The sequence below is a fragment of the Roseateles sp. FW305-36 genome (assembly GCF_058787015.1).
In genome coordinates, this window is the sequence record NZ_JBYSZK010000010.1 from 201,914 (window position 1) to 220,790 (window position 18,877).

17 protein-coding genes and 1 riboswitch are annotated in these 18,877 nt (G+C 68.4%); of the genes, 5 read left to right on the forward strand and 12 right to left on the reverse strand.

Annotated features, from left to right (window positions below):
- Positions 1-13: 13 nt before the first annotated feature.
- The 11 genes from ribBA to AC3WOE_RS19585 all read right to left on the reverse strand — a co-directional run bounded on the left by ribBA (position 14) and on the right by AC3WOE_RS19585 (position 10,231).
- Entirely contained in the window at positions 14-1,111 is a 1,098-nt protein-coding gene (gene ribBA / locus AC3WOE_RS19535) for a bifunctional 3,4-dihydroxy-2-butanone-4-phosphate synthase/GTP cyclohydrolase II (protein ID WP_492692774.1), read from the reverse strand.
- A 49-nt stretch (positions 1,112-1,160) separates the two neighbouring features.
- Positions 1,161-2,192, reverse strand: a complete 1,032-nt coding sequence (gene ribD / locus AC3WOE_RS19540; RefSeq protein ID WP_492692776.1) for a bifunctional diaminohydroxyphosphoribosylaminopyrimidine deaminase/5-amino-6-(5-phosphoribosylamino)uracil reductase RibD — start codon at positions 2,190-2,192, stop codon at positions 1,161-1,163.
- 20 nt (positions 2,193-2,212) lie between these two features.
- Positions 2,213-3,529, reverse strand: a complete 1,317-nt coding sequence (locus tag AC3WOE_RS19545; RefSeq protein WP_492692777.1) for a type IV pilus modification PilV family protein — start codon at positions 3,527-3,529, stop codon at positions 2,213-2,215.
- On the reverse strand, positions 3,526-4,854 hold the full coding sequence (locus AC3WOE_RS19550; RefSeq protein ID WP_492692779.1) for a PilX N-terminal domain-containing pilus assembly protein: 1,329 nt from the start codon (positions 4,852-4,854) through the stop codon (positions 3,526-3,528). Before AC3WOE_RS19550 ends, AC3WOE_RS19545 begins: the two co-directional genes overlap by 4 nt.
- Positions 4,851-5,540 carry a PilW family protein gene (locus AC3WOE_RS19555; RefSeq protein ID WP_492692780.1) on the reverse strand — a complete coding sequence of 230 codons (690 nt, stop codon included), beginning with the start codon at positions 5,538-5,540 and terminating at the stop codon, positions 4,851-4,853. The genes AC3WOE_RS19550 and AC3WOE_RS19555 overlap by 4 nt, the downstream gene beginning before the upstream one ends.
- A 38-nt stretch (positions 5,541-5,578) precedes the next feature.
- Positions 5,579-6,130, reverse strand: coding sequence for a pilus assembly FimT family protein (locus AC3WOE_RS19560; protein ID WP_492692781.1), 552 nt, complete (start codon positions 6,128-6,130; stop codon positions 5,579-5,581).
- 35 nt (positions 6,131-6,165) lie between these two features.
- On the reverse strand, positions 6,166-6,639 hold the full coding sequence (locus AC3WOE_RS19565; RefSeq protein WP_492692782.1) for a type IV pilin protein: 474 nt from the start codon (positions 6,637-6,639) through the stop codon (positions 6,166-6,168).
- A 101-nt stretch (positions 6,640-6,740) separates the two neighbouring features.
- Positions 6,741-7,292 (reverse strand): GspH/FimT family pseudopilin, encoded by a 552-nt coding sequence (locus AC3WOE_RS19570; protein ID WP_492692783.1) that lies wholly within the window; start codon positions 7,290-7,292, stop codon positions 6,741-6,743.
- 146 nt (positions 7,293-7,438) lie between these two features.
- Positions 7,439-7,882, reverse strand: a complete 444-nt coding sequence (gene nrdR, locus AC3WOE_RS19575; protein ID WP_119046304.1) for a transcriptional regulator NrdR — start codon at positions 7,880-7,882, stop codon at positions 7,439-7,441.
- Positions 7,883-7,891: 9 nt separating this feature from the next.
- Positions 7,892-9,145, reverse strand: a complete 1,254-nt coding sequence (glyA, locus tag AC3WOE_RS19580; RefSeq protein ID WP_492692785.1) for a serine hydroxymethyltransferase — start codon at positions 9,143-9,145, stop codon at positions 7,892-7,894.
- Positions 9,146-9,202: 57 nt separating this feature from the next.
- Positions 9,203-9,316, reverse strand: a riboswitch (ZMP/ZTP riboswitch).
- A gap of 63 nt (positions 9,317-9,379) precedes the next feature.
- On the reverse strand, positions 9,380-10,231 hold the full coding sequence (locus AC3WOE_RS19585) for a lytic transglycosylase domain-containing protein (protein WP_492692786.1): 852 nt from the start codon (positions 10,229-10,231) through the stop codon (positions 9,380-9,382).
- Positions 10,232-10,449: 218 nt separating this feature from the next.
- On the opposite strand from AC3WOE_RS19585, the gene ubiD reads away from it, so the two are divergent.
- Positions 10,450-11,988 (forward strand): 4-hydroxy-3-polyprenylbenzoate decarboxylase, encoded by a 1,539-nt coding sequence (gene ubiD, locus AC3WOE_RS19590; protein ID WP_492692787.1) that lies wholly within the window; start codon positions 10,450-10,452, stop codon positions 11,986-11,988.
- A 165-nt stretch (positions 11,989-12,153) separates the two neighbouring features.
- On the opposite strand, the gene AC3WOE_RS19595 is transcribed toward ubiD, so the two are convergent.
- Positions 12,154-12,942, reverse strand: coding sequence for a YdcF family protein (locus tag AC3WOE_RS19595; protein WP_492692789.1), 789 nt, complete (start codon positions 12,940-12,942; stop codon positions 12,154-12,156).
- A 37-nt stretch (positions 12,943-12,979) separates the two neighbouring features.
- On the opposite strand from AC3WOE_RS19595, the gene AC3WOE_RS19600 reads away from it, so the two are divergent.
- Genes AC3WOE_RS19600 through AC3WOE_RS19615 form a run of 4 tightly spaced genes read left to right on the forward strand, consistent with a single transcriptional unit; the run spans position 12,980 to position 18,873 of the window.
- The gene (locus AC3WOE_RS19600) at positions 12,980-16,444 is read left to right on the forward strand and encodes a DUF748 domain-containing protein (RefSeq protein WP_492692791.1); all 3,465 of its coding nucleotides are present in this window, start codon (positions 12,980-12,982) and stop codon (positions 16,442-16,444) included.
- A gap of 10 nt (positions 16,445-16,454) precedes the next feature.
- Entirely contained in the window at positions 16,455-16,991 is a 537-nt protein-coding gene (msrA, locus tag AC3WOE_RS19605) for a peptide-methionine (S)-S-oxide reductase MsrA (protein ID WP_492692792.1), read from the forward strand.
- Positions 16,991-17,695 (forward strand): ABC transporter ATP-binding protein, encoded by a 705-nt coding sequence (locus tag AC3WOE_RS19610; protein WP_492692794.1) that lies wholly within the window; start codon positions 16,991-16,993, stop codon positions 17,693-17,695. Before msrA ends, AC3WOE_RS19610 begins: the two co-directional genes overlap by 1 nt.
- The gene (locus tag AC3WOE_RS19615) at positions 17,692-18,873 is read left to right on the forward strand and encodes an ABC transporter permease (RefSeq protein WP_492692795.1); all 1,182 of its coding nucleotides are present in this window, start codon (positions 17,692-17,694) and stop codon (positions 18,871-18,873) included. Before AC3WOE_RS19610 ends, AC3WOE_RS19615 begins: the two co-directional genes overlap by 4 nt.
- Positions 18,874-18,877 lie beyond the last annotated feature (4 nt).

The window sequence follows — 18,877 nt, forward strand, 5'->3', positions numbered from 1 at the left end:
GGGCCTTTCGGGATCAGCAGTTGGGAGGGGCCGTGAAGCCGGTCACTTCGAGGCCGTAGCCGGTCATGCTGGGCATGCGGCGCGGGCTGCCGAGCAGCTTCATGCGGTGCACGCCCAGGGCCTTCAGGATCTGGGCGCCGACGCCGTAGGTGCGCAGGTCCATGGCGCCCTTGACGGCCGGCGTGGCCTTCTCGGACTGGGCGCGAGCCAGCACGCCGGCGGCGTCTTCACCGCAATTCATCAGCACGGCGACGCCGGCCGGGGAGGCCTTGATGGCGGCCAGGGCCGCGGGCAGGCCCCAGGAGTGGCCGCAGGCGCCTGCTTCCAGCAGGTCCATGACCGACAGCGGCTCGTGCACGCGCACCAGCACGTCGTCAGTGGCCGTCCATTGGCCATGGCTGAGGGCGAGGTGGGTGGCGCCGGTGCGGTCGGTGAAGATCTGGCAGTCGAACTCCCCCTGGGCCGTGTTCAGGCGGCGCTCGGCAACACGCGTGATCAGGCTTTCGTTGCGGCTGCGGTATTCGATGAGGTCGGCAATGGTGCCGATCTTCAGACCGTGTTCCTGGGCGAAGACCTCCAGGTCCGGCAGACGGGCCATGGTGCCGTCGTCCTTCATGATCTCGCAGATCACCGAGGTGGACGACAGGCCGGCCATGCGGGCCAGGTCGCAGCCGGCTTCGGTATGGCCGGCGCGCATCAGCACGCCGCCGTCCTGGGCCTGCAGCGGGAAGATGTGGCCGGGCTGGACGAGGTCGCTGGCCTTGGCGTCGGGCGCGACGGCGGCTTGCACGGTGCGGGCGCGGTCGGCGGCCGAGATGCCGGTGGTGACGCCGGTGGCGGCCTCGATGGAGACTGTGAAGGCCGTGCCATGCTGGGTGCCGTTGCGGCGCGTCATCGGCGGCAACTGCAGGCGCTCGCAATGCTCGCGGGGCAGGGTCAGGCAGATCAGGCCACGGCCGTAGCGGGCCATGAAGTTGATGGCCTCGGGCGTGACCCGGTCGGCCGCCAGCACGAGATCGCCTTCGTTTTCACGGTCTTCCTCGTCGACGAGGATGACCATGCGGCCCGCGGCCATCTCGGCCACCAGCTCGGGAATAGGGGAGATGGGCATAGCCGGCGATTGTAGGTGGCGACCCTAGCGGCTGGCGCCGCGTAGGGCGTTACTTCGGGCGCAGGCGCAAGCGCAGATCCTGGCCGACTTGTGTGGCCTCGATGAAGCGCCAGCGCCGGGCGTCGCCCAAACCGGGCAGCGGAGCCAGGGCGGCGAGCGGCCGCCCCTCGCCGATCAGCAGCGGCGCTTGGTAAATGAGGAGTTCGTCGACCAGGCCGGCATCGAGAAAGGCGCCGGACAGGGTCGGGCCGGCTTCCACGTGCAATTCGTTGATGCCTTGAGCGCCGAGATCGGCCATCAGGGACGCCAGATCGAGGCGGCCACCGCCGATGACCCGGGTGTCGCCCGGCGGCCGCAGGATGCGCGCGCCGGGCGGCATGCGGCCTTGCGGGTCGAGCACGATGCGCAGCGGCTGGCGTGCCGTGGGCACGAGGCGCACGTCCATGCGTGGGTCATCGGCCAGCACGGTGCCGATGCCGGTCAGCACGGCTCCGGCGCGGCGGCGCCAGGCATGGCCGTCGGCGCGCGCGGCTTCGCCGGTGATCCACTGACTGCGGCCGTCGGGCAGGGCGGTGCGGCCGTCCAGCGAAATCGCCGACTTCAGCCGCACGAAGGGCCGGCCGCGGCGCATGCGCGAGAAGAAGCCGATATTGAGCTCGCTGGCCGCTTCGGCCGTGGCGCCATCGGCCAGTTCGACCTCGATACCCGCGGCCTTCAGTCGTGCGAGGCCCTGGCCGGCCACCTGTGGATTCGGATCCTCGACCGCTGCCACGACGCGGGCAATGCCCGCCGCGATCAGCGCATCACAGCAGGGCGGCGTGCGGCCATGGTGGGAGCAGGGCTCCAGCGTGACGATGGCAGTCGCGCCGCGGACGTCGTGGCCACGGGCGGCGGCGTCGCGCAAGGCCATGACCTCGGCATGGGCCTGGCCGGCCGGCTGGGTGTGGCCGGCGCCCAGCTCACGCCCGTCCGGCGCGAGGATGACGCAGCCGACGCGGGGATTGGGGTCGGTGAGGCCGATGGCCTGCTCGGCCAGCGAAAGCGCTCGCTGCAGCGCCGCGGTGATGGCGGGCAAATTCATGCCGGCAGTCTAGCCAGCGATCAGGGCTGCAACTGCAGGGTCGAGTAGTCGGCGAACACGCCCGCGTTGAGGTCGACGGCAGGCGCCGTCGGGCAGCTCAGGTTGCCGCGAACGACGAGGAAGTTCTGGCGCGCCAGCGAGCCTGCGACCCGGCCATAGACCGCCGGGTGTTCTTCGTTCTCGATGCCCTTCCAGTCGCCCGTGAACATGCCGTGGCTGCCGTTGTAGTCGGCGCTGTAGCGGCAGACCTTGTATTCGGCGGCGGTCGTGCCCGTGCTGAAGCCCGTCAGCTGCAGCCGCCCCGACCAGAGCTTGGTGGTGCTGTCGGGGTAGACGATGCAGTTGTAGGTGACGAAAGCCTGGGTGCTGGGCGCCGCGGCGGGCGAATCGTTGAAGCAGTCGAAGCTGGGCGCCGTGTCCGTGAAAGAGTCCAGCACCATGTTGCCACCGCTCATCACCGGCACGCCCTGTGGGTCGAGGTGGGGCAGGGAGTAGCTGCCACTGACGATGCTCAGGTCGAGCGGAATCGCAAAGGCTTCCGGCACGGCGGGGTTGGGCGGGTTGACGTTGGAGAAGCGGACCGTCCCGCTGAGCAGATAGCCGATGGTGTTGTTCTTGCAGGAGTCGACGTCGGCGGCGGTGAGCGTGGACACGGCCGTGCCCGGCGTGATGCTGCACTTGCCGGTGATGACGCCGGTCACGTTGTTGAAGACCCAGACCTTGTCGGCGGTGTTGCTGGGAATGAAGGCGCTGACCTGACGGTCCAGTTGCTTGGCGCCCGGCGGAATGACCGGGCTTCGGGCCGACGGCTGGGTGACAGCACCAGCGGGCGGCCGGAAGCCGACGGCCGCACTGAAGATGGGATCGGTGGCCGAGATGACGGTGTCCAGATTGACGAACTGCGGAGCACCCGCCCGGTCGGTCCAGTTCACGGTTATCCGCACCTGGCTGCCCTGGGCATTGGGCAGCGGCGTGACGAGGCGCTGGACGTTGTAGGTCGTGTTGGAGTCGACCGGTGCCATCGGGACCGCGACCGCCTGGTTGGTGATGTCGCTGTAGGCATAGGCGGTGGGCGGCGTCGACGCGGTTCGGGTCAGCACGGAAAAGTCGCGCAGCTCGGCCATCTGCGCCCGGGCGATGCGCATGGCCTCACTGCGTTGCTTGGCGACGTCGGCACCGAGTCGCAGATTGCTCATCAGGCCCACCAGGGCGAGCATGCCGAAGGACATCACCAGCAAGGCCACCAGGGCCTCGATCAGCGTGACACCGCGCTGGCGACGCAGGGGCCGCCGGGCCGACGGGGAATGCAGGGGCGTGGACATGGCGGACTCGGTCATTTGGTGTCGTAGTCCTTCCAGCCGCCGGGCACACGCGCATAGCTGCCGAGGCGGTTGCGCAGTTCGTTGGCGATGGACTGCTGGTAGACGACGTCCATGCGCCCCACCGTGTTCATGGCGCCCTGCACCACCAGCATGCCGTTGATCTGCGAGGCCGCCGGGTTGGTGTTGGTCCAGTTCAGGTTGCCGAGCACGACGAGCATGCCGTTGAGCTGCATGGGACCCGTGATGGTGACCGGCCCGCTCACGACGACCAGGACCGGTCGGGCCGGGGTGCCGATGGTGACGTTGTTGCTGATCGTCATGCCCGCCGGAACCATCAGCATGCGCATGCCGGCGTTGAAGGCGTTGACCAGATTCGCCGAGCAGTCGCCGCCTCCGCAGGCGAGCTGGCGGGCCGCCGGGTGGTTGGGATAGCGGCTGGGCACCACGCCCATGAAGTTGCGGAAGAAGGTGTCGTCGCCGACCTGGGTGTTCGGCAGGTTGAGGAGGTAGTCGTCGTTGAAGAGGCTCGCCTGGCTCGCCGGCGTGCCCGGCACGCTGTCCATGCGGCTGTCGTCCAGGGCCGGCGCAGGGCCACCCGAGACGACGAGCAGGCCGCCGGAGCGCGGATCGGTATTGTGCAGTCCCAGGCCGCCGACGCCCGAGGTCGTCAGATTGCCCCTGACGGTCAGCGGGGCGGCGGGCGAGGACGGCACGGCACCGATGAAGCCGATGGAGGTCTTGTGCACGGCCATGGCCGCCGCCGTCTGGCTGCGCGCTTCGGCATCCGTGCTGGCGCAGTTGTCGACGCTGCTGTCGGTGCAACCATAGGTGGTCACCTCGAAGCTGCCGTAGTGCAGGGTGGGGTCGGTGCCTACGGCAACGCCAAAACTCGGAATCAGGGCACCGGCGAGCGGCGTGGGAGGCTGGACCGCGCGCGTGTTGGGCTGGGGGCAGCGGCAGGTGAGGCCGGTGCCGGTCGAGGAGCAGTCGACGGCAAGGCTGGGCAGGGGCGTCGTGATCTGGCTCGTCGTCGCGCGGTCATCCGGCGACACGTTCAGGTACAGGTCGACGAAGCGCGTGCCACCGGTGGCGATCGGAGTGCAGCTGTTGTTGATGGCCGTGCCATTCAACATGGCCAGCGTCCACTCGGTGGCGCCTTCCGCCATTTCCTGGGCCATGCTGGCGCGGTAATAGCTGCCGGCGATGCGCTGTTCGAACATCAGGCTGCGGTTGGCGTAGGCGGCCAGCAGCGCCATCACGAGGAAGAGCACCATGACCACGACCAGCGTGGCCGCACCGCGCTGCGGACGGGCTTGGGCGATGGCAAACGCGCGCTTCATGGGCACATCCCGCTGATGTCGTCGGTGCGGATCTTTTCCTTGACGTTCAAGGTGCGCGTGACGTTGGGGTCGGACTTGGCGACGGCCTGGATGGTGAAGTCGACCCGCCTGATGGTTTGCGTCGGGCAGTTGCCCAGGGCCTTGCAGGAAGGATCGCAAAGATCGTCGAGGGGGATCTGCTGCGTGACGATGCTGGGCACGAAATTCGTGATCCTGACGACGTCGGGATCGGTGATGGGCTGCCAGTTGGGCCGGCCGTTGACCAGGCCCAGCTGGATATAGAGCGCCTGGTTGCCGGTATCCCAGCGAACGCCGAACTGCTCGTTGTTCGCCAGGACATTGCTCGTGTTCAGGACGCCACCCGTCGCTTTTGCATAGCGGTAGTAGAGGTCGGCATTCGCAGCGCCCAGGGTCAGCTCGGCATAGGGGCTGGAAGCGGCGTCGGCGGCGGGCGTGGCGCCACCATTGCGCGCCGGCTCCCAGACACCACTGGCAGGCAGGCCGCGATAGCCGGCCCTGCGCATTTCCTGCTGCAACAGGTCGGCGGCGATCCGCAAATCCTGCTGCATCTGGACTTCCAGCATCAGCCGGCGGTGTTCGTTGATCTGGCGCGTGGCCACGACGGCCGCGCCGGCCGTGACGATCAGGCCGACGGTGATGCCCACCATCAGTTCAACCAGACCCATGCCCCGCTGGGTGCCGCCCGGACCGCGATGGAAAGTACTCAGCATGGGGTGTACCCGCTCATGTCGCCGTTGGGCGAACAGACCCTGACTCGTCCGATCAAATTGACCTCGACGCGCAGCTTGAAGCCCCTGCTCAGCCCCTCCACATTGACCTGGAAGCCCTCGGTTTCCATTCGGTTTTGTTCGCGCATGAAACGGATGTTGTTGGGCGAACCGGCCCAGGTGGTGGCGCTGGCGTCGAACTTCACATGGTTCCTGGGCAACTGGAACAGGCGCAGCGCCCTCTGGGTGGTGTTCGGGCAGACGTTGTTGGCCGGCAGATAGCAGCGGCAGCGGTTGAGCGGCGCCGTTGTGGCGACCAGGGCGCAACTCAGCTTGTTGGCCGGATCGGGATCGAAGCGGACGAACAGAAGGGAGTTGGTCGAATTCGTTTCGGCCTTGGCGTAGTTCAGGACGCCGGCCACTTCCTCGGCCGCGGCGATGACGCGGCGCTTCTCCAGCAGGTCGGCCATCGAGGGCACGGCCACGGCCAGGATGATGGCGATCACGCCCAGGCTTACCAGGATTTCAATCAAGGTCAGGCCCGCCACGCGGGCCTTGAGCTCATGAAACTGCTTCTTCATGGCTAGCGGGGCCAGCATTCGGTGCTGGTGTCCCTGTCGGCCCCGCTGTTGCCGGGGTCGCCGGTCGCGGAGTACAGGGGCGTGGCACCGGTCAGCGTCACGACCAGGGTCTTGCAGGTCACGTCGCGGGCCTGTTTGCCGGTACTGATGGGCGTCGCCGTCGCGACGTAGCCGATGCCGAAGCCCGGCACGGCGCCGACGCCGCTCAGCGTGACGTCATAGAGCGGAGTGATCTGGCTGATGTTCACACCCAGGGCAGCGACCGTCGACGCATAGGTGGAGTTGTTGCTGCGAAAACGCTCCTGGGCCTGCATGACGGCGGTCAAGGCCGAAATGGCATCCGCGCGCCGGGCGCGCTGCATGTGCGCGGTGTAGGCGGGATAGGCAATCGCGGCGAGGATGCCGGCGATGGCCAGCGCAACCATCAGCTCGATGAGGGTAAAACCGTGGCGTCGCGGGCGTGTGCAGGTGCGCATGAGTCGATTTTGGGCAGCACTTCACGGTGACTCGTTGTTACAAATGCCGTTCATCCGTCGAATTGCGCCGCTAGTCGGCATCCACCACGAATGAGGGAGCATCAGGCGCATTTCGCCATCGCGCTGACCTTGTTGGTGCCCACGTAGCAGCTGCGCACCCGCCCGGTGATGGCCACGACCTGGCGGATGGTCTGGCCGCCGCTGACGCTGAGTTCGATGCTGCCCGTCTGGGTGACCAGGCCCTGGCGATGCTGGAACTCCAGGGTCTCGGCATTGCTGCTCAGCCGCACCGGCTTGCTGGCGGGCAGCCACTCGGCCTTGATGACATGGCTGCTCAGCTTCTTGCAGACCGGCTGGCCGCCGGCGCAATCGCAGTCGTCCTTGCCGCCGATATACATCACATAGCAGGCGTTGGCGCCTTTGCCGCTGACGCGGAAGTAGACCGAGTCGCTCAGGCGGGCCGCCTCGCTGCGCGCCAGGCGCAGGTTGTCGGCCAGGGCCTCGGCGCTGACGCGCAGCTTTTGCTGCTGGCGCAGCGTGCCCATGGCGGGCACGGCCTGGCCGGCGACGGCGGCGCAGATGCCGACGCCGACGCAGAGTTCGACAAGGGTGAACCCACGGCTTTGGCGGCGGGTGTTGGCGATGCGGTTCATGGCGATTCCCTGGGTTCGTTGCGAATGAACGAACTCTAGAAACCACCGACCGTGACGTCTTTCCTCCTTTGGGCGGATCAACGGGGGAGGGGCCGCGGCGGCGTCCCCCCAACATCCCCCGAAAGAGGGATGGGCTCAGCCAGGCGTCAGATCTCGCGGATCAGCTGGCGGAACTCGTCGACGTCCTCGAAGCTGCGGTAGACGGAGGCGAAGCGCACATAGGCGACCTTGTCGATGCGCTTGAGCTCGCGCATGACGAGTTCACCCAGGCGGGTGGACGCGATCTCGCGCGCACCGCTGGCGAGCAGCTTTTCCTCGATGCGATTGATGGCCGCATCGATCTGCTCGACGCTGACCGGCCGCTTGCGCAGGGCCAGTTGCATGGAGGCGCGCAGCTTGGAGGCGTCGAAATCGGCGCGCCGCCCGTCCTTCTTGACGACCGAGGGCAGGGCGATGTCCGGCCGCTCATAGGTCGTGAAGCGCTTGTCGCAGGACAGGCAGCGGCGCCGGCGCCGGACGACGTCGCCCTCGTCCGATTCCCGGGTCTCGGCGACCTGGGTCTCGGTGTGAGAGCAGAACGGGCAGCGCATTGCGGGGAATTAACCGCGGTAGACCGGGAAGGCCGCCGTCAGCTTGGCGACCTTCTCGCGCACGGCAGCCAGGTTGGCCTCGTCATGCGGCTTGTCCAGCACGTCGGCGATCAGGTGGGCGGTCTGGCGGACCTCCTCTTCCTTGAAGCCGCGCGTCGTCATGGCCGGCGTGCCCAGGCGGATGCCGCTGGTGACCATGGGCTTCTGCGGGTCGTTGGGGATGCCGTTCTTGTTGCAGGTCATGTGGGCGGCGCCCAGGATGGCCTCGGCTTCCTTGCCGGTCAGGTTCTTGGGGCGCAGGTCCACCAGCATGACATGGCTCTCGGTGCCGCCGGAGACGATGCGCAGGCCGCGCTCGATCAGCGTGTCGGCCAGCACCTTGGCGTTCTTCACGACCTGCTGCTGGTAGGCCTTGAACTCGGGCGTCAGCGCTTCCTTGAAGGCCACGGCCTTGCCGGCGATGACGTGCATCAGCGGGCCGCCCTGGATGCCGGGAAAGATGGCCGAGTTGATCTTCTTGGCGATCGCCTCGTCGTTCGTCAGGATGATGCCGCCGCGCGGGCCGCGCAGGCTCTTGTGGGTGGTGGACGTGACGACGTCGGCGTGGGGCAGGGGGTTGGGATAGACGCCCGCGGCGATCAGGCCGGCGTAATGGGCCATGTCCACCATGAAGTAGGCGCCGATCTCCTTGGCGATCTTGCCGAAGCGTTCGAAGTCGATGCGCAGGGAATAGGCGGAGGCGCCGGCAATGATGAGCTTGGGCTTCTTCTCGCGGGCCAGGGCTTCCATGGCGTCGTAGTCGATCTCTTCCTTGGCGTTCAGGCCGTAGGAGATGACGTTGAACCACTTGCCGCTCATGTTCAGGGCCATGCCGTGGGTCAGGTGGCCGCCTTCGGCCAGGCTCATGCCCATGATGGTGTCGCCGGGCTGCAGCAGCGCGAAGAAAGCACCCTGGTTGGCCTGCGAGCCGGAGTTGGGCTGCACGTTGGCGTATTCGGCACCGAACAATGCTTTAAGGCGGTCGATGGCGAGCTGCTCGACGACGTCGACGTACTCGCAGCCGCCGTAGTAGCGCTTGCCGGGGTAGCCCTCGGCGTACTTGTTGGTCAGCTGGCTGCCTTGCGCCTGCATGACGGCCGGCGAGGTGTAGTTCTCGCTGGCAATCAGCTCGATATGGTCTTCCTGGCGGCGGTTCTCGTTCTGGACGGCGGTCCAGAGCTCGGGGTCGACCAGGGCGAGGGTGGAGGTGTTGCGGTCAAACATGCTGGTGTTCCGAAGGTCAGGCGGTAAATCCAAGGCGACCACGGCAGGCGTGACGTCCAAGGCTGCCCAGGCGAACGGCTGAAAGCGGTTCGCAAAAACCGCCTCACGCTCCCCGGTGGTGTCCCACCTCGGGTCAGCTCGTGACCCTGATCGCCAGTCGCGTGAACGCCCAGTGTATGCCAGCGGCGCCCACGCTCGAGGGTCTTGCGCGCCGTGAGCATGGGGGTGGCTTTCTCAGCGGAGCAAGGCCACCTGCGCGGAATCGCCACCCGTGGGGGCCGACGCGGCCTCGCGCATCGGCGGACGCACGGTCGTCATGGTCGGCACCGTGCGGCCGGCGGCGACCGCCTTCAGCATTTCATGCTCGGCCAGCACGCGGGCGGCATAGCCGGTGTCTTCGGCCAGGTTGGCCGCGCCGACGTAGTAGCGCAGGCCTTCTTCCAGGCCACCGGCGCGCTGCATGCATTCCTTCAGCACCTGCACGCCGACGCGCAGGTTCGTCACCGGATCGAAGGCCGCCAGCGTGCCGCCGAAGGCTTCGTACTTGTCATCGTGCACCCGCGTCATGACCTGCATCAGGCCTTGGGCGCCCACGGAACTCTGGGCAAAAGGGTTGAAGCGTGACTCGATGGCCATGATGGCCAGGATCAGCGTCGGCTCGACCTTGGCGCGCTGGCCGACGGACCAGGCTTCCTGCACCAGGCGGCTGATGGGCTCGGGTGCCACGCTGTAGCGGCGCGCCAGCCAGTGGGCGACGGCGGCCTGCTGACGGCTCAGTTCGCGGGGATCGGTGGCGGTGGCACGGGCGATGGCATCCGGCTCGGCGGCGGCCATCAGCGTGTTGCCTTCGGCCTCGGCGCGGGCTTCCTGGCGGGCGTTCAGCCAGCCCAGGGTGGCCGTTTCCAGCTTTTCGCGCAGGCCAGCCTGGCTCGTGAACACCAGCAGCACCGACACCACGGCCAGCCCGACGAGGGCCAGCGTGTTGTGGCTGACCACGAGCAGGCCGTTGCCGATGTCCTTCACGAACAGCGACGCCGAATCCCGCGTGAGGCGAGCCAGGCTGAACAGGTCTTGACGTGTCGTCATGCGACTCCTTGTGTCGCAGCCCGCCTCAGGCTGCCTTGTCGGGGCGGTCTGGGCGGAGCGACGGTGATAATTTCCCGGCCTATTGCCTTGGTCTGTGGCATCTCTGTGCCCGGAGGACCCGGCCGGTTGGGTTTCAGTAAAAACCCGAAGCGGCCGAATTTTACGAGTCGAAGATAACCAGTCAAGGCTGTTTGTCTCGTTCAAAACTACTTTTGGTTATGAAATACAGCGACCTGAGGGACTTCATCGCCGGCCTGGAAGGCCTTGGCGAGCTCAAGCGCGTGCGCGAAAACGTCTCGCCGGTGCTGGAGATGACGGCCCTCAGCGACCGCGTGCTGAGGGCCGGCGGACCGGCCCTGCTTTTCGAGGCGCCGACCGGCCATGCCACCCCCGCCTTGACCAATCTTTTCGGGACAACGCGTCGCGTCGCACTCGGCATGGGTGCTGACTCTCTGGCCGATTTGAGGGATGTCGGGCGGGTGCTCGCCAGCCTCAAGGAGCCCGATCCGCCCAAGGGGCTGAAGGACACGGCGAAGCTGCTGCAGATGGCCAAGGCGCTGTGGGACATGAAGCCCGCCGTGCAGCGCCGCGCGCCCTGCCAGGAAGAGGTGTTCGAGGGCTCCGACATCGACCTCGGCCGCCTGCCCATCCAGACCTGCTGGCCGGACGACGCAGCCCCCCTGATCACGTGGGGTCTGGTCATCACCCGGGGGCCGACACGCACCCGCCAGAACCTCGGCATCTACCGCCAGCAGCTGATTTCGCGTCGCCAGGTCATCATGCGCTGGCTGGCGCACCGTGGTGGTGCACTTGATTTCAGAGACTTCTCTCTAACTCATCCCGGCGAACCATTCCCCATCGCCGTGGCCCTGGGCGCGGACCCGGCCACCATCCTCGGTGCCGTTACGCCGGTGCCGGATTCCCTGTCCGAGTATCAGTTCGCCGGCCTGCTGCGCGGCTCGCGCACGGAGCTGGTCAACACCGGCGTCGGCAAGAACCAGCCGCTGCAGGCGCCGGCCTCGGCCGAGATCGTGCTGGAGGGGCACATCCCCACGGCCGCACCCGGCTTCACCGGCGTCAGTGAGCGCGGCGTGCCGCTGAAGGAGAAGGGGGGCTACCTCCACGCGCTGGAAGGGCCATTTGGCGACCACACCGGCTACTACAACGAGCAGGACTGGTTTCCCGTCTTCGAGATCACGCGCCTGACCCAGCGCAAGAACCCGATCTATCACTCGACCTACACCGGCAAGCCGCCCGACGAACCCGCCATCCTCGGCGTGGCCCTCAACGAGGTCTTCGTGCCCATCCTGCAGAAGCAGTTTCCGGAGATCGTCGACTTCTATCTCCCGCCCGAGGGCTGCAGCTACCGCATGGCCGTCGTGTCCATCAAGAAGTCCTACCCGGGCCACGCCAAACGGCTGATGTTCGGCATCTGGAGCTTTTTGCGTCAGTTCATGTACACCAAGTTCATCGTCGTCGTGGACGACGACATCGACACGCGCAACTGGCAGGAAGTGATCTGGGCCATCACGACCCGCATGGACCCGGTGCGCGACACCACGCTGGTCGACAACACGCCCATCGACTACCTTGACTTCGCCTCGCCCGTCAGCGGCCTGGGCGGCAAGATGGGGCTGGACGCGACCAACAAGTGGCCCGGTGAAACCTCCCGCGAATGGGGCCGCGGCATCACGCTGCCGGCCGAGGTCACAAAGCGCGCCGAGGCGCTATTCGGACAACTCTTCTTGAAGCCCTGAGGGCACTCGCCTACTGTTGAGTTGCCTATTCAGGCACAACCTCTGGCGCAATCCCTTGCGCGCCAGGAGCCCTTCGGCAAATCGCCGTGGAGCCCCAAGGTGGCCTCGCCACCCACCCCGCCCGGCCTTCAAGCCCGGCGGGGTTTCTATTTCCAGCTTCTGCCGCTACCTTCCGGCCCACCAGGCCAGGGTTTCGTAGACCACGTAGCGCACCCGCGCAAAGCCTTCCACGGAGGGGCACCAGTCGTCGAAGCTGCTGAGCGCGTCGTCGCGCAGGCCCACGGGCGCGGGCACTATCGTCAAGCCCAGCGGCGCGGCCTCGGCTTCGAAGGCCCGCAGCGCGCGGCGCATATGGGCGTCGTGCGTGACCAGCACGACCTGCTTCACGCCGGCCTGGGCCAGCAGGGGCAGGGTGTGAGCGGCGTTCTCCCGCGTGTCGCGCGAGCTGGCCTCCGTCCAGCGCAGGGCCAGGCCGTAGTCCTGCGCGGCGACGCGGCCGACGATGGCGGCCTCCGGCTCGCGGAGCTCGGTCGCCGTCCAGCCGATGCCGCCCGAGAAGGCCAGGGGCCAGCCGCTGCGCCGGGCGACCCAGACGCCGTAGGCCAGGCGTTCAGCGGTGATGCGGGTCGGGATGCCGGCATCGAACTCCGGCGCACGGCGCCTGACGCCCCCACCCAGCACCAGCACCGCACCGTCGGTGCGCCCGCGCAGCGCATTGACCTGGGCCGGCGCGAGGGCCACCGGCTGGCCGACGGCGCGGCTCAGCAACTCGCCGCCCGCCTCCGTGGCCGACAGCCACACGCCGACCAGGGCCAAGCCGAGCAACAGCCCGCCGAAGCGCCGTCCGCGCCGGAGCCGCCAGCCGCCCCAGGCCGCCAGCAACAGCATCGGCGCCGGTGGCAAAAGGGCTGCCAGCAGCAGCGTCTTGAAACCTGAATAGTCAAGGGAGATCACACGCGGCATCTTCGCCGACATCAATAATGCTTTTACCGTGATCTCGACCCAAGCTTCCCCCGTCCGTATCGCCCTGTGGACCATCGCCGCGCTGTCGGCCCTGGTCACCTTGCTGCTTCTCATCGTCACCCTGGCCCTGCCGGGCTGGGTCACTGGCCGCGGCGCCGCCCTCGCCACCGAGGCGCTGGGCCGTTCCGTCACCATCGAGGAAGCCAGCTTCCAGCCCTGGCGCCTGGCCCTCATCGTCGAAGGTCTGACCATCGCCGGCCCGAAGTCCGGCCAGCCGCCGTTGTTCAAGCTGCAGAAGATGGATGTGGCCCTGTCGCTGCGCTCGCTGCTGCGTGGGCGGGCCGTCGTCGAGTCCCTCGCACTGACCCAGCCCGAGCTACGGCTGGCCCGCCTGGATGAAGGCCGCTACGACGTCGATGACCTGATCCAGCGCTTTGCCGCCAAGCCCGGCGCGCCGGAGCAGCCCGACCCCGAGTTCGCCGTCTACAACATCGAGCTCAGCAACGGTCTGCTCCTCTTCGACGACCGCCCGGTCCAGCGCAAGCACGAACTGGCCGGCCTGCATCTGGCCCTGCCTTTCGTGTCGACGCTGCCGGCTGACATCAAGGTCAAGGTGCTGCCGCACCTGAGCGGCAAGCTCGACGGCGTCGCCTTCGACAGCCGCGCCGAGGCCTTGCCTTTTGCCGACGACGCCAGCGCCCGCCTGTCCTTCAAGCTCGCCGGCCTGGACCTCGCGCCGCTGGCCGCCTATGTGCCTGCCAGCGCGCCCATCCGCCTCGGTGGCGGCAAGCTGGACATCGACCTGGCCCTCGATTTCGCCGAGCGCCCCAAGCAGCCACCCGGCGTCAAGCTCAGCGGCCTCATCCAGTTGCACGAACTGGCCCTGGCCCTACCCGACGGCCAAGCCCTGCTGGGCTTCAAGCGCCTGAGCCTGCCCTTGACCGACGTGCAGCCGCTGCGACGCCAGCTCGGCTTCGGCCAGATCCTGCTCGAGTCGCCTGACGCGTGGCTGAGGCCACTGCCGGCGGGGCAGGGTGGGGCGGCAGGCTCCGCGGCGCCGACGCCGTGGCAGCTCAGCGTCGCGGGCTTGGAGATCAAGGACGGTCGCTTCAACGTCAACAAGGACCTCGCGCTGGAAGCCATCCAGCTCAAGCTCGGTGCGGCTGCCTGGCCGGTCAAGACCCCCGCCCAGGTCGACGCCAGCTTGCGACTGGGCGACGCCACGATGAGTGCCCAGGCCAGGTTGTCGCCGGAATTGCTGGAAGCCGATGCCGAGCTGAAAGGCCTCGCCCTGGAGCGCCTGGCGCCCTGGCTGCCGCTGCCCGCTGGCGCCAAGCTGTCTGCGGGCCTGTCCTCCAAGGCTGGGCTGCGGCTCAAGGACCCACTGGCCGACGGCGCGGCCGACCGCCTGCAGATCTCCCTGGCCGACGCCCGCGTGGCCGACGTCCGCGTCAGCCTGCCCGGCACACCCAAGCTGCTGACCCTGGCCTCGGTCCAGCTCGACAAGGCCAGCATCGAGCCCGCTGCACACAGCGTCGTCCTCGGCACGCTGACACTCGATGCGCCGCGGGCCCAACTGGATCGCGAACGCGATGGTCGTCTCAATATCGCAGCCCTGATGCCGCCGGACAGCGCGGCCTCCGCGCCGGCCGGCCCGGTCTGGAAGCTGCAACTGGCCGGCCTCAGCATCGAACGCGGTGCGCTGCGCTGGCGTGACGCGGCCGTGCCGGCCGGCGTGGCGCACGTGGCCCTGGCCATCGAGCCCCTGCGCGTGCAACTCGGTGCGACCCGCTGGCCTGCCACCGCGCCCGTGCAGGCCCGGTTGTCGACGCAGATCGCCGCCCTGGGCGCCAACGACCAGCCCGTTGCCGCCAGCGCCGGCAGCCTGGAGTGGAACGGCAGGTTCGGCCTGGCCCCGCTGTCGGCCACCGGCGCCCTGCAGACCAAGGCCCTGCCGCTGCAACTGTTGAATGCCTACCTCGACCCGGCCTGGGGCCTGCATCTTCAGCGCGCCGAGCTGGGGCTGAAGGCCGAGGTCAATGCCAGCCAGCAACCCGGCGGTGCCTGGCAGGCCGATGTGGGCGGCGACGCGCGCGTCGGTCCGCTGGCCCTGATGCAGGCCCGCTCGGTCGATGGCCAGCACGTCGTCGGCGAAGACCTGCTGAGCTGGCAGTTGCTTCAGCTCGACGGTCTCAAGCTTGCGCTGTCGCCCGGTGCGCCGCCGCGGCTGGCCGTGCGCGAGGCTCAGCTCGACGACGCCTATGCCCGCCTCATCGTCAACGAGCAGGGTCGTTTCAATCTGCGCGACATCGGCCCGGCCGAGGCAGCGTCGGCCCCCGCGCCGGCGGCGGCTTCATCCGCACCGCCGCCCGAGGTCTCGGCCGAACGCATCCGCGTCAACCGCGGCACCGTCGACTTCAGCGACCGCTTCGTGAAGCCCAACTACAGCGCCCGCCTGACGGACCTGCAGGGCTCGCTGGGCGCCTTCTCGTCTGCCAGTCCGGCCATGGCGCCACTGACGCTGAAAGGCAAGGTCGCCGGCACTGGCCTGCTGGAAATCGACGGCCAGCTGAGGCCCGGCAGCCCGCCAGCCCTGGACATCGCCGCCAACGCCACCGACATCGAACTGGCACCGCTGTCGCCCTATGCCGGCAAATACGCCGGCTACGCCATCGAGCGCGGCAAGCTGTCCACCAAGCTGCACTACAAGGTCGAGCCCGGCGGCCAACTCGTGGCCAGCAACCAGATCATCCTGAACCAGCTGACCTTCGGCGACCGCGTCGAGAGCCCCGACGCCACCTCGCTGCCGGTGCGCTTCGCCGTTGCGCTGCTCAAGGACAGCAACGGCGTCATCGACATCAACCTGCCCGTCAGCGGTTCGCTGAACGACCCCGAGTTCAGCGTCGGCGGCCTGGTCTGGAAGCTCTTCCTCAACCTCATCGGCAAGGCGCTGACCTCGCCCTTCGCCCTCTTCAGTGGCAGCGATGCCCCCGAGGAGGCCCAGATCGCCTTTGCGCCCGGCGGCGCCGAACTGGGCGATACGGCCAAGCTCGACCGCATCGCCAAGCTGCTGGTGGACAAGCCCGGCGTGCAACTGACGCTGACCGGCTGGTCGGGCATCGCCGCCGAGGGCCAGGCCCTGCGCGAACAGCGCCTGGCCCATGCGCTGAAGGCCGAGAACGCCGCCACGCCCGACGCGGCGCTGAAGCGCCTCTTTGAGGCCACCAAGCTGCCCAACAAGCCCAAGAACCTGATCGGCCTGAACAAGGACCTGCCCCCGGCCCAGATGCGCGGCCTGCTGCTGAACAGCTATGCCATCGACGACGACACCCTGCGCCAGCTGGCCGTGACTCGCGCCACCGCCGTACGCGACGCCCTGCTGGCCCGCGGCGCACCCAATGCGCGCGTCTTCGTCGCCGCCCCCAAACTCTGCGACCAGGGTTGTGACGAGACCTGGCGCCCCCACGTCGAGTTGTCCCTCGGCGCACATTGAAAGTCATTCCATGTCCTCACCCCATCTCGAACGCATCACCCTGGGCGGCGGCTGCTTCTGGTGCCTGGAAGCCGTCTACGAACGCGTGCGCGGCGTGCATCACGTCGAGAACGGCTACAGCAACGGCCAAGGCGGCAAGCCCACCTACGAGACCGTCTGCGGCGGCAACACCGGCTTTGCCGAAGTCGTGCGCGTGGACTTCGACCCGGCCGAGGTCTCGCTGCGCGAACTGCTCGAGGTCTTCTTCACCATCCACGACCCGACGACGCTGAACCGCCAGGGTGCCGACGTCGGCACCCAGTACCGCTCGGGCATCTATTGGCACACCGAGGCCCAACGCCAGCTCGCCGCCGAAGTGCTGAAGGAGGTCAACGACCACCACGCCGGTCGTGCCGTCACCGAGCTGCTGCCCGAGACCAACTACCACCCGGCCGAGGCCTACCACCAGCATTACTACGCCCGCAACCCCGACCAGGGCTATTGCGCCTTCGTCGTCGCCGGCAAGGTGGACAAGTTCCTGTCCACCTTCAAACGCCTGGTCAAGTGATGCTGGGCTGGGGCGGGCTGCGTCATCGCTACACCGGCGGCGCCGAGATCGCCTACGCCGACTTCAGCCTGGCCGAGGGCCGGCATCTGCTGCTGCGTGGCGCTTCGGGCTCGGGCAAGTCGACGCTGCTGGCCCTGCTCGCAGGCCTGCTGCGCGTGCAGCAGGGTGAGCTGATCGTCGCCGACACGGAGCTGCACAGCCTCAGCCCGCGCGAGCTGGATGCCTGGCGAGGTGCGACCTTGGGTGTCGTGCCGCAGCGCCTGCATCTGAGCGAGGCCCTGACCGTGGCCGAGAACCTGGCCTTGCCGGCCCTGGCTGCGGGCCAGCGGGCCGACCGGGAGCGTGCACAGGAGCTGCTGGCTGCGCTGGACATCGCCGAACTGGCCGGGCGCCGCCCCCATCAGCTCAGCGTCGGCCAGGCCCAGCGCGTTGCCCTGGCCCGCGCGCTGATGCGCCGGCCGCGCCTGCTGCTGGCGGACGAACCCAGCGCCAGCCTGGACGACGAGCACGCCCTGCACATGCTGGCCTTGCTGCTGACCACGGCCGAGCGGGAAGACTGCACGCTGATCATCGCCAGCCATGATGGCCGCGTCATCGACGCGTTGGGCGGGCGAGATGACGTGGCCGAGCTGGTGCTGGCGGGGCAGCGCGGCGACGCTTCGGCCGACCCGACGACCTATTGGTCCAGCGGGGTGACGCGATGATCCGCCTGGCCTGGCGTTATCTGTGGTCCAGCCCGCTGACGACGGCGCTGAACCTGCTGCTGCTGACCCTGGGCCTTGCCGCCGTGACCTTCGTGCTGCGCGCCAGTGCCCAGGTCGAAGCGGGACTGAAACGCGACCTTGCCAGCATCGACCTCGTCGTCGGCGCCAAGGGCAGCCCCATGCAGATCATGCTGGCGGGCGTCTTCCACCTCGATGCGCCGACGGGGAATATCCCGCTCACCACACTGGAGCTGTTGAAGCAGCAGCCACTGGTGGCGCAAGCCGTGCCGCTGTCGCTGGGCGATTCCTTCCACGGCTACCGCATCGCCGGCACGACGCCGGACTATCTCGAGCTCTACGGCGGCCAACTGGGACAGGGCGCTTTGTGGACCCAGCCCATGCAAGCCGTGCTCGGCGCCGAGGTTGCGCGCGCCAGCGGCCTCAAGGTCGGCGACCGCTTTGCCGGCAGCCATGGCCTGGCCGAAGGCGGTGGGGCCCATGGCGACCACCAGTTCGAAGTCGTTGGCGTGCTGGCTGAATCGGGCAGCGTGCTGGACCGCCTCGTGCTGACCGACCTGGCCTCGGTCTGGGAGGTGCACGAGGATCATGCCGCCCACGATGAGGACGCGCCCAAGGAGATCACGCTGGCCCTGGTGCGCTACCGCAGCCCGCTGGCGGCTGTGATGCTGCCGCGCTGGGTCAATGCCCAGGACGGCCTGCAGTCCGCCGCGCCGGCGCTGGAAACGGCCCGGCTGATGCGACTCGTCGGCGCCGGCACCGAGGTGCTGCGCGGCTTCGGCATCGTGCTGCTGGCCGCGGCCGGCCTGTCGGTATGGGTGGCGCTGCTGCATGCGGTGCGGGCCCGCCAGGGCGACCTCGCGATGCTGCGCATGCTGGGCGCGCCAGCCCGACGTGTCGCAGCGCTGATTGCGCTGGAGGCCTTGCTGCTGGCTGGCCTCGCGGCCGTGCTGGGCCTGGCCGCGGGCCATGGCCTGGTCGCGCTGCTGGAGCGGCTGCTGGCCGAGCGCCAGTCCCTGCGCCTGGGATCTTTGGGCTGGAGTGAAGCCGAGTGGCTGGTGCCGCTGATGGCGGCCGGCCTCGCGCTGATCGCCGCGGCCTGGCCGGCCTGGCGCGCCTATCGCCTGGATGTCACCACGTTGCTGCAAGCTCCACGCTGAACAC

Bases quoted from the DNA above. Each gene is read 5' to 3' on its own strand.
- nrdR (WP_119046304.1), bottom strand. From the start codon at position 7,882: ATGCGCTGCCCGTTCTGCTCTCACACCGAGACCCAGGTCGCCGAGACC.
- glyA (WP_492692785.1), bottom strand. From the start codon at position 9,145: ATGTTTGACCGCAACACCTCCACCCTCGCCCTGGTCGACCCCGAGCTC.
- AC3WOE_RS19565 (WP_492692782.1), bottom strand. From the start codon at position 6,639: ATGCGCACCTGCACACGCCCGCGACGCCACGGTTTTACCCTCATCGAG.
- ribD (WP_492692776.1), bottom strand. From the start codon at position 2,192: ATGAATTTGCCCGCCATCACCGCGGCGCTGCAGCGAGCGCTTTCGCTG.
- AC3WOE_RS19555 (WP_492692780.1), bottom strand. From the start codon at position 5,540: ATGGGTCTGGTTGAACTGATGGTGGGCATCACCGTCGGCCTGATCGTC.
- ribBA (WP_492692774.1), bottom strand. From the start codon at position 1,111: ATGCCCATCTCCCCTATTCCCGAGCTGGTGGCCGAGATGGCCGCGGGC.
- AC3WOE_RS19545 (WP_492692777.1), bottom strand. From the start codon at position 3,529: ATGACCGAGTCCGCCATGTCCACGCCCCTGCATTCCCCGTCGGCCCGG.
- msrA (WP_492692792.1), top strand. From the start codon at position 16,455: ATGTCCTCACCCCATCTCGAACGCATCACCCTGGGCGGCGGCTGCTTC.
- AC3WOE_RS19550 (WP_492692779.1), bottom strand. From the start codon at position 4,854: ATGAAGCGCGCGTTTGCCATCGCCCAAGCCCGTCCGCAGCGCGGTGCG.
- AC3WOE_RS19585 (WP_492692786.1), bottom strand. From the start codon at position 10,231: ATGACGACACGTCAAGACCTGTTCAGCCTGGCTCGCCTCACGCGGGAT.
- ubiD (WP_492692787.1), top strand. From the start codon at position 10,450: ATGAAATACAGCGACCTGAGGGACTTCATCGCCGGCCTGGAAGGCCTT.
- AC3WOE_RS19610 (WP_492692794.1), top strand. From the start codon at position 16,991: ATGCTGGGCTGGGGCGGGCTGCGTCATCGCTACACCGGCGGCGCCGAG.
- AC3WOE_RS19570 (WP_492692783.1), bottom strand. From the start codon at position 7,292: ATGAACCGCATCGCCAACACCCGCCGCCAAAGCCGTGGGTTCACCCTT.
- AC3WOE_RS19615 (WP_492692795.1), top strand. From the start codon at position 17,692: ATGATCCGCCTGGCCTGGCGTTATCTGTGGTCCAGCCCGCTGACGACG.